Here is a 12,579-nt window from a genome sequence, read left to right as displayed (position 1 = left end):
GCCTAGGAGTGCAGGCCCGTTTCTAGAGCCAGCCATCCTGCTAGTGGGACTTGCGAACTCGCAGGTACCACTCTGCCAGCAGGCGCACCTGCTTCTCCGTATAGCCACGATCGACCATGCGTTCGACGAACTGTTTGTGCTTGCTCTGATCCTCCTGACTGGCTTTGGGGTTGAAGGAAATAACCGGCAGTAAGTCTTCGGTGTTGGAGAACATTTTCTTCTCTATCACGCTGCGCAGTTTTTCGTAACTGAGCCAGGACGGGTTCTCGCCCTGATTGTTGGCTCGGGCCCGCAGTACAAAGTTGACCACCTCGTTGCGGAAATCCTTTGGGTTGCTGATGCCCGCCGGTTTTTCGATTTTCTCCAGTTCTTCGTTGATGGAAGAGCGGTCGAGAATTTCGCCAGTTTCCGGGTCCCGAAATTCCTGATCCTGAATCCACAGGTCGGCATAGGTTACGTAGCGGTCGAACAGGTTTTGCCCGTACTCGCTGTAGCTTTCCAGATAGGCTGTCTGGATTTCCTTACCGATAAACTGAACGTAGTGAGGTGCGAGGAACTCCTTGATGAAGCGCAGATAGCGCTCTTGAACTTCTGGCGCGAACTGCTCTTGTTCAATCTGCTTTTCAATCACATACAGCAGGTGCACCGGGTTGGCAGCCACTTCAGTGGTGTCGAAGTTGAACACCTTGGAGAGAATCTTGAACGCGAACCGGGTCGAGAGGCCGTCCATGCCTTCGTTAACACCTGCTGCATCCCGATATTCCTGAATGGATTTGGCTTTGGGATCTGTATCCTTGATGTTCTGGCCGTCATAGACCCTCATTTTTGAGAAAATACTGGAATTTTCAGGCTCCTTGATACGTGAGAGAACTGAAAACTGGGCCAGCATGTCCAGTGTGTCCGGGGCGCAGGGCGACCCAGCCAGAGAGCTGTTTTGAAGCAGCTTTTTGTATATCTCGATCTCTTCCGTAACCCGCACGCAGTAAGGCACCTTGACGATATACACTCGGTCAAGAAAGGCCTCGTTGTGCTTGTTGTTGCGGAAGGTTTGCCATTCCGACTCGTTGGAGTGGGCCAGAATAACGCCATCAAAGGGCACCGAACCCATGCCTTCGGTAGTGTTGTAGTTGCCTTCTTGAGTTGCGGTTAACAAAGGGTGAAGCACTTTGATGGGGGCTTTGAACATTTCTACAAATTCCATCAGCCCCTGATTGGCTTTGCACAGGCCGCCGCTGAAGCTGTAGGCGTCGGGATCATCTTGTGAATAGTCCTCCAGCATTCGGATGTTCACCTTGCCCACAAGGGCAGAGATATCCTGATTGTTGTCATCCCCTGGCTCGGTTTTGGACACGGCAACCTGATCTAGAACTGAAGGGTATTTTTTCACCACGCGGAATTGGCTAATGTCGCCGCCAAATTCGTGCAGTCGTTTAACCGCCCAAGGCGACATGATGTTCTTCAGGTAGCGGGAAGGAATGCCATATTCTTCTTCCAGAATGGCGGCATCTTCTGTCGGATCGAAAAGCCCGAGGGGCGATTCGTTAACGGGAGAACCCTTGATTGCGTAGAAGGGCACCTTTTGCATCAGGTATTTAAGTTTCTCTGCCAGCGATGACTTACCACCGCCAACCGGCCCCAGTAAATACAGAATCTGTTTCTTTTCTTCCAGACCCTGAGCTGCGTGCCTGAAGAAGGACACTATGTTCTCTACAGCTTCTTCCATGCCGTAGAACTCGGAAAATTCCGGATAGCGTTTGATGATTTTGTTGGAAAAGATGCGCGACAGGCGGGCATCGCGGGAGGTGTCGACAAATTCGGGTTCGCCGATGGCAATCAATAACCGTTCTGCGGCTGTGGCGTAGGCCGCTGGGTCGTTTTTGCAGATCTCCAAGTATTCTTCAAGACTGTACTCTTCTTCTTGGGTGCTCTCATACCGGTTTTTGAATTGCTGCAGTATGCTCATGGGTAGCCCCTCGCTCGCTGTTCTTCAGCTTTCAGTGCACGCAGTATCCCCGTTAAATTACGGTCGCCATGGCGGCGATTCGCTTTGGTTGTAGGTGAATGGAGTTATCGATTTTGGCCTGTCACGATCTGTGTCGGGTTTTTGCTTGTTCAATCTGAGCTTAGTTCACGGTCACGAGGTTGGACAGGCTGTTAATGGTTAAGGTTCATTAAATTATGTTACCGCTGGGTTGCTAGCCTCAGCGTTTAGTCAGCCGGAACACGCTCTCTGTTGCTCCAATAAGGCCTTTGCGCTTGGTGAACGGATGGTCGTTGGGCAGTGTGTTGGTAAGAATGTGCTCAATCTCGTAATCTGGTGAATAGAGTTCGCGAACCTCTTCATCACTCACGTTGAAAGGTGGCGCGCTGATTTTTGTGCCGTAGTCGAGGGTGATAAGCAAAATGCGTGTGCCATCAGGGATGACGGCCGTAAGATGTTCCACATAGGCTTTGCGCATTGAAGGTGGCAAAGCAATGAGCGCAGCACGGTCGTACACCAAGCGACTATGTTTTAAGTCATCAGGCACCAATTGAAAGAAATCGCCGCACCAGAGTTGCAGGTTTTCATGATTGAATTTGATGAAGGGCTCGCTTGGGTGCACCATGGCTTTTTCGCCCGCCTCCTCAAAAAAGTCCTTACAGGCGATTTCGCTTAGCTCTACGCCGATAACCGGGTGCCCGCGATCGTGCAGCCACCACATATCGTGGGCTTTGCCGCACAAGGGTACAAAAACACCCTCAGTGCCGCCGCCAGAAAGCTCGGGCCAGTGATCGTATAGAAACTTGTTGACGGAGCCTTCGTGAAAGCCGATTTCCTTTTTGCTCCAGCGCTCGTGCCAGAATTCGTGTTCCATAGTTTCGGTTCTCTTTTTTGGACTATTTGGACGTTTGATTCAGTCTACCTTAATCTCAGCATTTGTTGATGAAGGAGAAAAGTATGAAAGCCGCGTTTTTGGATACTGCTACGCTTGGCAATGATGTGGATCTTGGGCCTATTGAGCGCGTGACTGGTGGTCTTGTGAAGTATGAAGCTACAACGCCGGAGCAGGTGGCTGAACGGATTCGGGGTTTTGATACGGTGTTGGTCAACAAGGTGGTACTCGGGCGCGAGCATTTTGAACAAAGCCCCGAGCTAAAAACCATAGCGGTTGTGGCCACTGGGCTGAACAACATTGACCTGAATGCTGCCAAAGACCACGGCATACAGGTGCTGAACGTGGCGAACTACGGGCGCTCCACTGTGGCCCAGCACACCATGGCGCTGGTTTTGGCATTAGCAACACGCTTGTTGGATTATGATCGGGATGTACGGGCAGGGCGCTGGGCGCAGAGCGACATGTTTTGCCTAATGAACCATCCCATCATGGAGTTGGAAGGCCGAACTATAGGTATTGTGGGCTACGGTGACCTAGGACAAGGTGTGGCCGAGCGAGCCAAAGCCTTTGGTATGAAGATATTACTAGGCGCGCGGCCGGGGCAGGCGACAGGCAAGGTTGATGGCTACTCGCGGATTCCGCTGGATGAGCTTTTACCCCAAGTCGATGTGCTCTCGCTGCATTGCCTTCTAACCGATGAAACCCGCAACCTGATCGGCGCACGCGAGTTGCAGATGATGAAACCAGACGCCCTTTTAATTAACACCAGCCGTGGCGGCCTTGTGGATGAAGACGCTCTTGCGAATGCCCTGCGCGACGGCATTATTCGGGGTGCCGGTTTTGATGTTCTGACCGAGGAGCCGCCGCGCAATGGCAATGCCCTGCTTGCTGGAGATATTCCGAATCTCATCATTACACCGCACTCGGCATGGGCCAGCCGTGAAGCACGGCAACGCATTGTGGATATCACAGCGCAAAATCTGGATTCGGTTTCTTGAACTATCAATAGGTAAGGTTATGCAGGGAGAGACGGTGTGCTAGAGGTAACGGCTTGACGGCACTGCGGTATATGATTCTGGCCGCTTTTGCGACAGTGCTTGCGTCGGGGTGCTCGTCGTTCCAGCACCGCGATCAGTTGGCTTTGTTTAACGCCGCCTACGTGACAGGTGACTACGACACTGCACTGAAAACAGTGAGCTTCCCTGCGCCTGAAAACAAACCTGTCGACACTCAAGAGCACATACTGGAACTGCTGCATCAGGGGGAAATGTACCGCCTCACCGATCGGAATAGTGAATCCACAAAGGCTTACGACCTCGCTGAAGAGGGAATGAAAGGCCAAGATACCATGGGGCTTCTGGCAAGCACTGCGGAAGGCTTGATGGCGGTGATGGTTAATGACGCAGAGCGAGACTACAAAGCTTTGCTGTCGGAGGCTGTTCTGTTGAACACCTACAAAGGGTTAGCGTTTCTTGCATCGGGCGATAATGATTACGCCAGAGTCGAATTTAACCGGGCTAATGATCGCACTAGACGCGCTGTTGATTATTTTCGCAAGGAGATTGCCGCACAACAGGCCGCCTTGAAGTATGAAGTTCAGGGCGGAAGCCAAAAAGCCTCTATGGTTCGCAACAGCCTTCAGAGCGGTAGTTTTCAAGCAGCGGTCGATAACCGCTATGGTGCGCCTTCGAAATGGTCTGTTTTTCCCGAATTCATCGTACCTTTCAGCACCTACCTGCACGGTCTTTATTTTCTTGCGAATGCCGAAGGCGGTTCAGACTACGAGCGAGCTGTGACCTCACTTGCCAGAGTGGCAGAGATGAGTCCTCAGAATATGATGCTGAAAGCCGACGCGGACCTTGCTGAGCGTCTTGCCTCGGGCGCTCAGGGCTTGCAAACCCTGCCCCCGCAGGTATGGATTGTGTATGAAAACGGGTTGGGCCCGGTGCTTAGGGAATCGCGTTTGGATGTGCCCTTGTTTTTGACCTACGGGAACCAACAAGTGCCGTCGTATTTTAGCATTGCCTTACCTGCGTACACTGACCGTTCTGCGGTACCCGGGAGCATCGGTGCCGTAAATGCCTCCGGCGAGGTCATACGAACCGAGCGCATTTCGGATATGGGTAAGGTTGTTCGTACCGAAATGAAAGAGCGTTTTTCAGGCATACTCACCAGAGCGGTTACCTCTGCTATCAGCAAAGCGGTTCTTCAGAGAGAGGCAGCCGAGCAATTTGGCCCTGTGGGGCAACTTTTTGCAGCGGTGCTGACCATAGCAACAACTCAGGCTGATTTGCGGAGCTGGCAGGCGTTACCGAACCACTGGCAGACTGCCCGCATTGATCGTCCGGAAAACGGAAGCTTGTCACTGCTGGATCATAGGGGGGAGACGTTGGGCGATCTGGAAATTCCGCAACAGCCGTATACTCTGGTGTATGTTAAACGCCCGACGTTACAGGCACCGGCAACGGTGATTATTATGGATTTGCAAGGTGGAGCTGAGGCGGCTTTTGTGCGTTTACCCAGATGGTAGGAGTAGTAGCATGAGCTTTCACAGCTATATAGTTAAGCTGATTAACGTAAAACAGGACGCGCATTATGAAATCAGTATTGTTCGCCAGCATGCTGGTTCTTGGTTTGGCAGGCTGTGCTTCGCAACCCGACGTTAGTAATCTATTGGCCGATAGGCAAGAGCTGAAGGTTGACCCGGAAGTTATTTACATCACGGCCGTAACAGAACTCTTTGAGGAGCGCGTACCCCAGCCCGATGGGGAGAGCCTTCTTCAAATACAGTTCGCGGTTGAGGCGAGATCAGACGCAGAGTTGGCGTGGAAAGTGACCTGGTTTGATGCCAATGGTATGACTGTGCCTGGTGTTGGTGAAGGCTACCGCAAAGCGAGCTTGCTAACAGGGCAAACCCGCTATTTTAAGGCGACGGCACCCCACTCAAGGGCTACCAGTTATCAGTTACATCTTCGTGAGCCCAAGTAAAAGGAAAACCTAATGTTGATACGTGCTGTTGTTTTAACTGCAGGAATTGCGGTTCTCGCTGGCTGTGCCGCACCTACCCGCTATATTGACCCTGCTGCTGACGATGGCCCGGTTGCCATGACCATGGATTACCGGGATTTTGAAAAAGCGGCTACCGATGCCGTTGAAGACATGCTTGCAAGCGGAGCCGTGAATAATCCAAACGGTGGTCGTTACATAATGGTGGTCAGCCGTATTACCAACGACACCATGCAACGAATCGATACAGACCAGCTAACCAAGAAAATCCGTGTGGCGCTTCTCCGCTCGGGCAAGGTAGTAACCACCACAGCGGTTGGCCTTAATGGCGCTGAAGACGAAATGACCCAGAAAGCGCGTGAACTGAGGGAATCTGAGGAGTTTGACCAGTCTACCGTACAAAGCAAGGGTACGCTTCAGGCGCCGGATTTAAGTCTTTCCGGAAAGATTCTTCAGCGTAACCATAAGGTCGGGAAAGAGCAGCAGGTGGAGTATTACATCCAACTGTCTCTTACGGAGCTAGCATCCGGTCTGGCCATTTGGGAAGGTGAAACTCCCATCATCAAGCGGGGCTCTGACAAGTCCGTTGCTTGGTAGGCCATACTCATTTTGTTTGGTGTCCGTCTCAGGATACCTTCTTGATATATCGAAAACAGGACGTTAAGTGGCTTCTTTCCAATTAAAAGAACGTCTGCAGGCTGCAGAAAACTGGATTCTCGCAAACCCGAACCCGCCACAAAGCTGGCCCTGGACCTGGTTGTATAAGGCTGGCCGCTCAGCGTATGCATTAGTGCGTGACGTCGTCAGCGGGCAGTTAACTCTGCATGCCATGAGCTTGGTATACACCACGCTCCTCAGTATTGTGCCGTTGTTGGCCTTGAGCTTTTCCGTGTTGAAGGCTTTGGGCGTGCACCAGCGTATGGAGCCATTCCTGTTTCAGTTCTTCCAGCCTATGGGGCCTGAGGGCGTTGAAATGGCGGAGCGTATACTGGGCTTCGTGGACAACATGAAGGTGGGAGTGCTGGGCTCTGTTGGTTTAGGCCTGCTGGTATACACCGTTGTGTCGCTGGTGCAGAAAATCGAGCGGTCGTTCAATATGATCTGGCATGTGCCGGAGATGCGCTCGGTGGCCCAGAGGTTCAGCAACTATCTGAGCGTTATTATGGTGGGGCCGCTGTTGATGGTTTCTGCCATCGGCGTGAGCGCTACCATCTTCTCGTCGTCCTTCGTTCAAACTCTGATTGCCATTGAACCCTTTGGCTCGGTGATTCTTGCAGCCAGCCGCTTCACACCGTTTTTCCTTGTGGTGGGCGCCTTCACCTTCGTTTACGTATTTATGCCCAACACTCGCGTAAAAGTTCGGTATGCGGCTATTGGCGGTTTGGTTGCCGGGGTTTCCTGGCAGGCGGGGGGTATGCTGTTTGCCTCTTTTGTAGCGGGCTCGGCTAAATACGCAGCTATTTATTCCAGCTTTGCGATTGGCATTATCATGCTGATCTGGATTTATCTGAACTGGATGATTCTACTTCTAGGGGCAAGCCTTTCGTATTATCTGCAAAACCCCGGCTCCGTTGCTAAACGCCGCCATGTGCAGCTTGCGCCAGAGCTGCAGGAAAAAATTGCCTTGGCCATGATGTGGCTTGTAGCTCGTCCCTTTAGCGAGGGCAAAAGAGCGCCGCAGCAGGAGGCTCTGGAACATGATTTGCGTGTGCCGGGTGAAGTAACTCGGGCCGTTAGCGACAAGCTGATTCGCGCGGGCCTATTAAGCCTTGCGGGGCCACAGGGTGATCAACTGGTTCCTGGGCGAGCACTGGATCTTATTACAGTTGGGGAAGTACTTAAGGTTGTGCGCCGCGATGAAGATCGTGTTGTAGACAGGCTTCCGCCAGTATTTCCTGCTGATTTACTCAACGGCGAGCGGGAGAATGAATCTAAAACATTTGCCGCTTTGCTGAAAAACGGTGCTGACACTAGCTCTGCTGGTTGAGCAGGGCTTTGATGGCAGTGCGCACGCGGCCGGTTTGTTCCGGCGTAAGGTGAACGATGTGCTCCAAATCTTCTTCAGGCAGGTTGCGTTGGTGCGCGTGGCGTAACACTTCACGACTACCTATTACCATGCCATCTACCAGCGCAGCCTGCTCCTGATGGGGCACTGGCCGCTCTGCCGACATAAGATAGGCGTGGTATTTAGGTGGTAGGCCCCACTCGCTGGCGATCAGTTGAGAAGCAACCCACTGGTAGCGAGCTAAGGCAGTACGAATCAATACAATATCCGGCTCCCCGCTACCACGCTGTGCCCGGCATATCTGCTGGAGCTCCCTGCGAATGGTGATATAGGCGAGTGCCGGTAAAAGTCCCACGGTAAAGTGGGCGCTTGAGTCCTCTCCTTGTAACTTCGCGATAAATTCTGCCGCGCGGGCACAGGTAAGGCCCCAGCGCCAGGCCCTTTGGGCAAATAGGGCTTCTCTACTATTGCGGGCCGCCATCATTGGCCGCATAACCGCTGCCGAAACTACGTTTCGAATGCCATCGATACCTAGAATGAAAACAGCCTGATCGACCGATTCGATGGTGGCGTCTCCAGTACGGAAGTAGGGGCTATTGGCCACCTGCAATATCTGATCGGTTAAAGAGGGATCCCCCAGAATAATCTGGCTCAGCTTTTGCCGGTCGCCGGATTCATCAGAAAGCGCCTTCATCAGCATGGGAAGTGTCATGGGCCGCCTTGGCAGTTCTTCCATCTTTCTATTCGAGAGGCGGTAATCGAGTTCTTGAAGTGCTTGGTGTGACGAGGGCTGCTCAGCGCGAAGTTGAGCGGGGCCGGTGTCTAGAAGCCAGCAAAAGAGGTTTTCCTCGAGCAGCAATGACAGGCTTTGCGCATCTTCAGCTGTTATGGCAAGTTTTGTGGGCTCTGAAGTATTAAATAGCCTAGCCTCAGAAACTGCAGGAGGTGACGGCTTTTTCTTGACAAAAAAGCCTGCAATCCAGGAAAAGAAGCCTGGCATCCGCTGCCCCCAGGTAAACCAGTCGTGAAAGTGTACGTTCTTGTATCTCGCAGTATAGATGCCCACGACCGCCTTGCACAATGTAACCCCTTTGCGGTTATGACATTTTTTAGACCAACGTTCCACCAAATACAAAAACGAGCTGGCAAACACCGGCCGAAAAGCCGAGAAATGCACCCACAAGAATCAATTTAAACTCATCTTCTTGGAAGCAAGGGCGAAGCAAATCCTGAAACTCCTCCGAAGAGAGTGCAATCATACGCTCCACCATAATGGACTCAACGGCGCGGGCACGGTCGGTCTCAAACATCGGGTTGTTAAAGGATGTTTTCGATATCTCGATGGCTTTTTCACCTACCTGATTTTTTAACGTGGCAAAGCCTGTAGGGCCGAAGGCCATTTGGGTGAGAGCTTTGCCCATACCAGCGGTTTCATCCACCAGAGGCTTGATGTGCTTTTTTACCATGTTACGGGCACGATCACCTTTTGGGCCTTCCAGTATGGCGCTGATGATATTGCCCACCGTGAGGATTTCGTGGGTAATTATGTGGCAAAAAGACTGTGCCACTTCCGGTTGCCGCTTGAGAAAAAGCCCCTGAATCCTGAAGGGCCCGATCTTTTTGGCGTGCAAAGGGCGAAAGATAACGTTCAAAGCGATCCAGTTGGTAGCCCAGCCGACTAGTAAGCCGAAGAAGGGGAGTACCCACCAGCTTTGATAAAAGTACCAAACGGTCATCTGGATAACACCGAACAGAAAGCCGAAATAAAGGCCGGAGTTAACGATAAAACGGAACTCGGCATCGCCGCACTCCAGAAAGATGCGGTTCAGCAGTTGCTTGTCGGCCGACAACCTATCAATGGTCATGGTTTTGATATCAAGCAAATCTTCAATGTTGTTGGCGATATCGTCGACTAGGTTGTCCACCAGATGCGGCGTGGATTTACGAACCCTGTCGTAGACCATCTTTCGGGCAGAAGCCGGAAGGTTCTCCCAAAATGTGGGGTATTCCCGGAGCATCATTTCATCCACGTATTCTTCGATGCGCGGCTCTACCGAGTGGACAATGTGCGCGGCGAGTACTTTGGGGTCAATTTGCTCGAATATTTCCCGCACGGTTCCGATTTTTGAAATGGTGGCGTCAACGGCGATGGCGGCCATTTTATGGGCTTTGGAGGGGATAATGCCCTGCCATCCTAGCAGCGGAGGTTTGCCAACAAATTCCAGTGGAAGAAAGGTCATTTTGATGGCGAGCCAGTTGGTGAACCAGCCAATGAGGGCTGCAATAACGGGAATACTGAGGTATTGCCAGAATTCTGGGTTGTTAAGCAGGCTTGTCATTCGGGGGGGGCACTCGCTTTTTTGTTTATGTCAGCGGGGTGAAGCATGTTTCGAAGGCACGTGCCTGTCAATGGCCCTTTAACCCCCACGTGACGGCAGTTCGATCTTAGCTGCCAATATCGCCCCATAACCACTGGCAAATCGCCATGGCTGTGACGGGGGCGGTTTCAGTTCGTAGCACTCTCGGGCCTAGAGACACCGGTAGGAACCCTTCTTTCTCTGCCTGTGCGATTTCGTCTGCCGTTAGGCCACCTTCCGGGCCGATCATTAAGGCAATGGTGCCGGGCCGGTGCATGGATTTCAGCGATTTTTCGGTGCGGTGGTGCAAAACCAAACGCAGGTCGCAGGTGCGGCTGTATTCTAGCCATTGCTCTAAAGTCATAACCGGGAGGATTTCGGGAACTTTGGCGCGGCCGCATTGTTCTGCTGCACTTATAGCAACCGACTGCCAATGGCGCAGGCGCTTGTCTTCGCGGTCGCCTTTAAGTTTTACCTCGCAGCGCTCCGTGGTGAGCGGCACAATGTGGCTAACGCCCATTTCCACGGCTTTCTGCACGGCGTAATCCATGCGATCCCCCTTGGATAAGGTTTGGCCAAGGGTGATTTGCAAAGGCGATTCGGTTTGATTAGCTTGCGGTGCGCCCACCAGAACTTGTACATGTTTTTTGCCCGCTTCCGTGATGGTCGCGGGATAATCTTGGCCATCGCCATTGAACAGTTTTAGTTCCTGCCCTGATTGCATACGCAATACACGGCCAACATGTTGGGTGGCGTTCTCATCCAGATCTGCGTTATTTCCTTCGCTCAGGGGCGAGTCGGTGTAAATTCTGGGGATGCGCATGCGTATGTACCTTGATCAGTCCCTAACGGCTATGTTGATGCCTTCGGTCGCGACCTGTGCCAGATGGCGAATCTGATCTTCGGTGATGACGTAAGGCGGCATGAAGTAAACCACATTACCTAGGGGGCGAAGCAAGGCCTCGCGTGTTAGCGAGTGCTGATAAACGCGAACACCCCGCCGCTCCTGCCAGGGAAACGGTGTTTTTGAGGCTTTGTCTTTTACCATTTCCACCGCGAGGGTCATGCCGTGCTGGCGGATATCGCCAACGTTGGGATGGTCAGCCAGATGCGCCACAGAGTCAGCCATGCAGGCCGAGAGCCGACGGTTGTTTTCGATAACATTATCATCCCGGAATATGTCGAGCGTGGCGAGTGCCACGGCGCAGCCAATGGGGTTGCCGGTGTAACTATGGCTGTGCAAAAAGGCTTTTAGGGTTTCGTAGTCGTCGTAAAATGCGTTGTAAACGGTATCTGTCGTCAGAACGACAGAGAGCGGCAAATAGCCCGCGGTCAGTCCTTTTGAAAGGCACATAAAGTCTGGTGTGATGCCGGATTGCTCGCAGGCAAACAGGGTGCCGGTGCGGCCAAAACCAACCGCAATTTCATCTGCAATCAGGTGCACGCCATAGCGGTCACAAGCTTCGCGCAACTTTGTATGGTAAATCGGATGGTGCATACGCATGCCACCGGCGCACTGGATGAGAGGCTCCACCACAATCGCGCAGATCTCCTCATGCTTTTCTGCCAATAGTTTTTCCATGGCCTCAAACTGGCGCAGGGCATAGGCTTCGTCGGTTTCGCCTTCTTCTTTGTTGTAGGCGTCAGGGGAGGGGGCCGTCAGCACTTCCATCAGTAATGGTTGGTAAGTGTCCTTGTACAGAGCCACATCGCCAAGTGCCAGAGCGCCTAGAGTTTCACCGTGGTAACTGTTGCTCAGGTTTACGAAATTCTTTTTGCCGGGCTTTCCAAGGTTTTTCCAGTAGTGAAAGCTCATCTTGAGGGCCGCTTCAATGGCCGACGAACCATTGTCGGCGTAGAAGCATTTGTTTAGGCCTTCGGGAGTCACCTCAATGAGCCGCTCGGATAGGTTGACCACGGGCTCGTGGGTAAATCCGGCCAGAATAACGTGCTCCAACTCGCCAATTTGCGTCTGAATGGCTGCGTTGATTCTCGGGTTTGCGTGGCCGAATAGGTTCACCCACCAGGAGCTGACCGCGTCGATAAACCGGTTGTTTTCAAAATCTTCCAGCCAGACGCCTTCACCTCGTTTGATGGGTACCAGTGGCAGAGTTTCGTGGTCTTTCATCTGGGTACAGGGGTGCCATACGGACTTGAGGCCGCGGGCGACGAGGTCGGCGTTGCGCATAGAAGGTTCTCCGATAAAGCGATGGTGCTGACGCAATAAGGTGGTGGCTGTTAACCCTTGGTGATAATACAGTTAACAGCGCCGACTGACTACTGTGCCAATGGGTATCGACAGGCAGGCCAATGCGCACCACTGGCTCTGCATCGA

11 protein-coding genes are annotated in these 12,579 nt (G+C 52.6%); 5 read left to right on the top strand and 6 right to left on the bottom strand.

The features are described 5' to 3' along the window. Positions 1-40: 40 nt before the first annotated feature. Positions 41-1,963: a PrkA family serine protein kinase gene (locus KO508_RS06345; RefSeq protein ID WP_216007512.1), complete on the bottom strand. Its 1,923-nt coding sequence runs from the start codon at positions 1,961-1,963 to the stop codon at positions 41-43. Positions 1,964-2,201: 238 nt separating this feature from the next. Beyond that, positions 2,202-2,855, bottom strand: coding sequence for a thiopurine S-methyltransferase (gene tmpT / locus KO508_RS06340; RefSeq protein WP_216007511.1), 654 nt, complete (start codon positions 2,853-2,855; stop codon positions 2,202-2,204). A gap of 83 nt (positions 2,856-2,938) precedes the next feature. On the opposite strand from tmpT, the gene KO508_RS06335 reads away from it, so the two are divergent. The 5 genes from KO508_RS06335 to KO508_RS06315 all read left to right on the top strand — a co-directional run bounded on the left by KO508_RS06335 (position 2,939) and on the right by KO508_RS06315 (position 7,869). After that, on the top strand, positions 2,939-3,874 hold the full coding sequence (locus KO508_RS06335) for a D-2-hydroxyacid dehydrogenase (RefSeq protein ID WP_216007510.1): 936 nt from the start codon (positions 2,939-2,941) through the stop codon (positions 3,872-3,874). 71 nt (positions 3,875-3,945) lie between these two features. After that, positions 3,946-5,406 carry a COG3014 family protein gene (locus KO508_RS06330; RefSeq protein ID WP_216007509.1) on the top strand — a complete coding sequence of 487 codons (1,461 nt, stop codon included), beginning with the start codon at positions 3,946-3,948 and terminating at the stop codon, positions 5,404-5,406. 65 nt (positions 5,407-5,471) lie between these two features. Then, entirely contained in the window at positions 5,472-5,864 is a 393-nt protein-coding gene (locus KO508_RS06325; protein WP_216007508.1) for a YcfL family protein, read from the top strand. A 12-nt stretch (positions 5,865-5,876) separates the two neighbouring features. Next, positions 5,877-6,479 (top strand): penicillin-binding protein activator LpoB, encoded by a 603-nt coding sequence (gene lpoB, locus KO508_RS06320; RefSeq protein ID WP_216007507.1) that lies wholly within the window; start codon positions 5,877-5,879, stop codon positions 6,477-6,479. Positions 6,480-6,546: 67 nt separating this feature from the next. Beyond that, positions 6,547-7,869: a YihY/virulence factor BrkB family protein gene (locus KO508_RS06315; protein WP_216007506.1), complete on the top strand. Its 1,323-nt coding sequence runs from the start codon at positions 6,547-6,549 to the stop codon at positions 7,867-7,869. On the opposite strand, the gene KO508_RS06310 is transcribed toward KO508_RS06315, so the two are convergent. The 4 genes from KO508_RS06310 to KO508_RS06295 all read right to left on the bottom strand — a co-directional run bounded on the left by KO508_RS06310 (position 7,853) and on the right by KO508_RS06295 (position 12,432). Beyond that, positions 7,853-8,887, bottom strand: coding sequence for an HDOD domain-containing protein (locus tag KO508_RS06310; protein WP_216007505.1), 1,035 nt, complete (start codon positions 8,885-8,887; stop codon positions 7,853-7,855). The genes KO508_RS06315 and KO508_RS06310 overlap by 17 nt on opposite strands. A 109-nt stretch (positions 8,888-8,996) precedes the next feature. Beyond that, a complete protein-coding gene (locus tag KO508_RS06305) occupies positions 8,997-10,226 on the bottom strand; it encodes a DUF445 domain-containing protein (RefSeq protein WP_216007504.1) in 1,230 nt (409 codons plus the stop codon). Positions 10,227-10,332: 106 nt separating this feature from the next. Then, the gene (locus KO508_RS06300) at positions 10,333-11,067 is read right to left on the bottom strand and encodes a 16S rRNA (uracil(1498)-N(3))-methyltransferase (protein WP_216007503.1); all 735 of its coding nucleotides are present in this window, start codon (positions 11,065-11,067) and stop codon (positions 10,333-10,335) included. Between the two features lie 15 nt (positions 11,068-11,082). Beyond that, positions 11,083-12,432: an adenosylmethionine--8-amino-7-oxononanoate transaminase gene (locus KO508_RS06295; protein ID WP_216007502.1), complete on the bottom strand. Its 1,350-nt coding sequence runs from the start codon at positions 12,430-12,432 to the stop codon at positions 11,083-11,085. Positions 12,433-12,579 lie beyond the last annotated feature (147 nt).

Source organism: Marinobacter salexigens (assembly GCF_018860765.1).
GTDB classification, from domain to species: domain Bacteria; phylum Pseudomonadota; class Gammaproteobacteria; order Pseudomonadales; family Oleiphilaceae; genus Marinobacter; species Marinobacter salexigens_A.
This window is presented reverse-complemented; position numbering and strand designations above follow the sequence as displayed.

What these genes read in the sequence shown, in the direction of transcription:
- KO508_RS06345 (WP_216007512.1), bottom strand. Translation starts at nt 1,963, where the DNA reads ATGAGCATACTGCAGCAATTCAAAAACCGGTATGAGAGCACCCAAGAA.
- tmpT (WP_216007511.1), bottom strand. Translation starts at nt 2,855, where the DNA reads ATGGAACACGAATTCTGGCACGAGCGCTGGAGCAAAAAGGAAATCGGC.
- KO508_RS06335 (WP_216007510.1), top strand. Translation starts at nt 2,939, where the DNA reads ATGAAAGCCGCGTTTTTGGATACTGCTACGCTTGGCAATGATGTGGAT.
- KO508_RS06330 (WP_216007509.1), top strand. Translation starts at nt 3,946, where the DNA reads ATGATTCTGGCCGCTTTTGCGACAGTGCTTGCGTCGGGGTGCTCGTCG.
- KO508_RS06325 (WP_216007508.1), top strand. Translation starts at nt 5,472, where the DNA reads ATGAAATCAGTATTGTTCGCCAGCATGCTGGTTCTTGGTTTGGCAGGC.
- lpoB (WP_216007507.1), top strand. Translation starts at nt 5,877, where the DNA reads ATGTTGATACGTGCTGTTGTTTTAACTGCAGGAATTGCGGTTCTCGCT.
- KO508_RS06310 (WP_216007505.1), bottom strand. Translation starts at nt 8,887, where the DNA reads ATGCCAGGCTTCTTTTCCTGGATTGCAGGCTTTTTTGTCAAGAAAAAG.
- KO508_RS06305 (WP_216007504.1), bottom strand. Translation starts at nt 10,226, where the DNA reads ATGACAAGCCTGCTTAACAACCCAGAATTCTGGCAATACCTCAGTATT.
- KO508_RS06300 (WP_216007503.1), bottom strand. Translation starts at nt 11,067, where the DNA reads ATGCGCATCCCCAGAATTTACACCGACTCGCCCCTGAGCGAAGGAAAT.
- KO508_RS06295 (WP_216007502.1), bottom strand. Translation starts at nt 12,432, where the DNA reads ATGCGCAACGCCGACCTCGTCGCCCGCGGCCTCAAGTCCGTATGGCAC.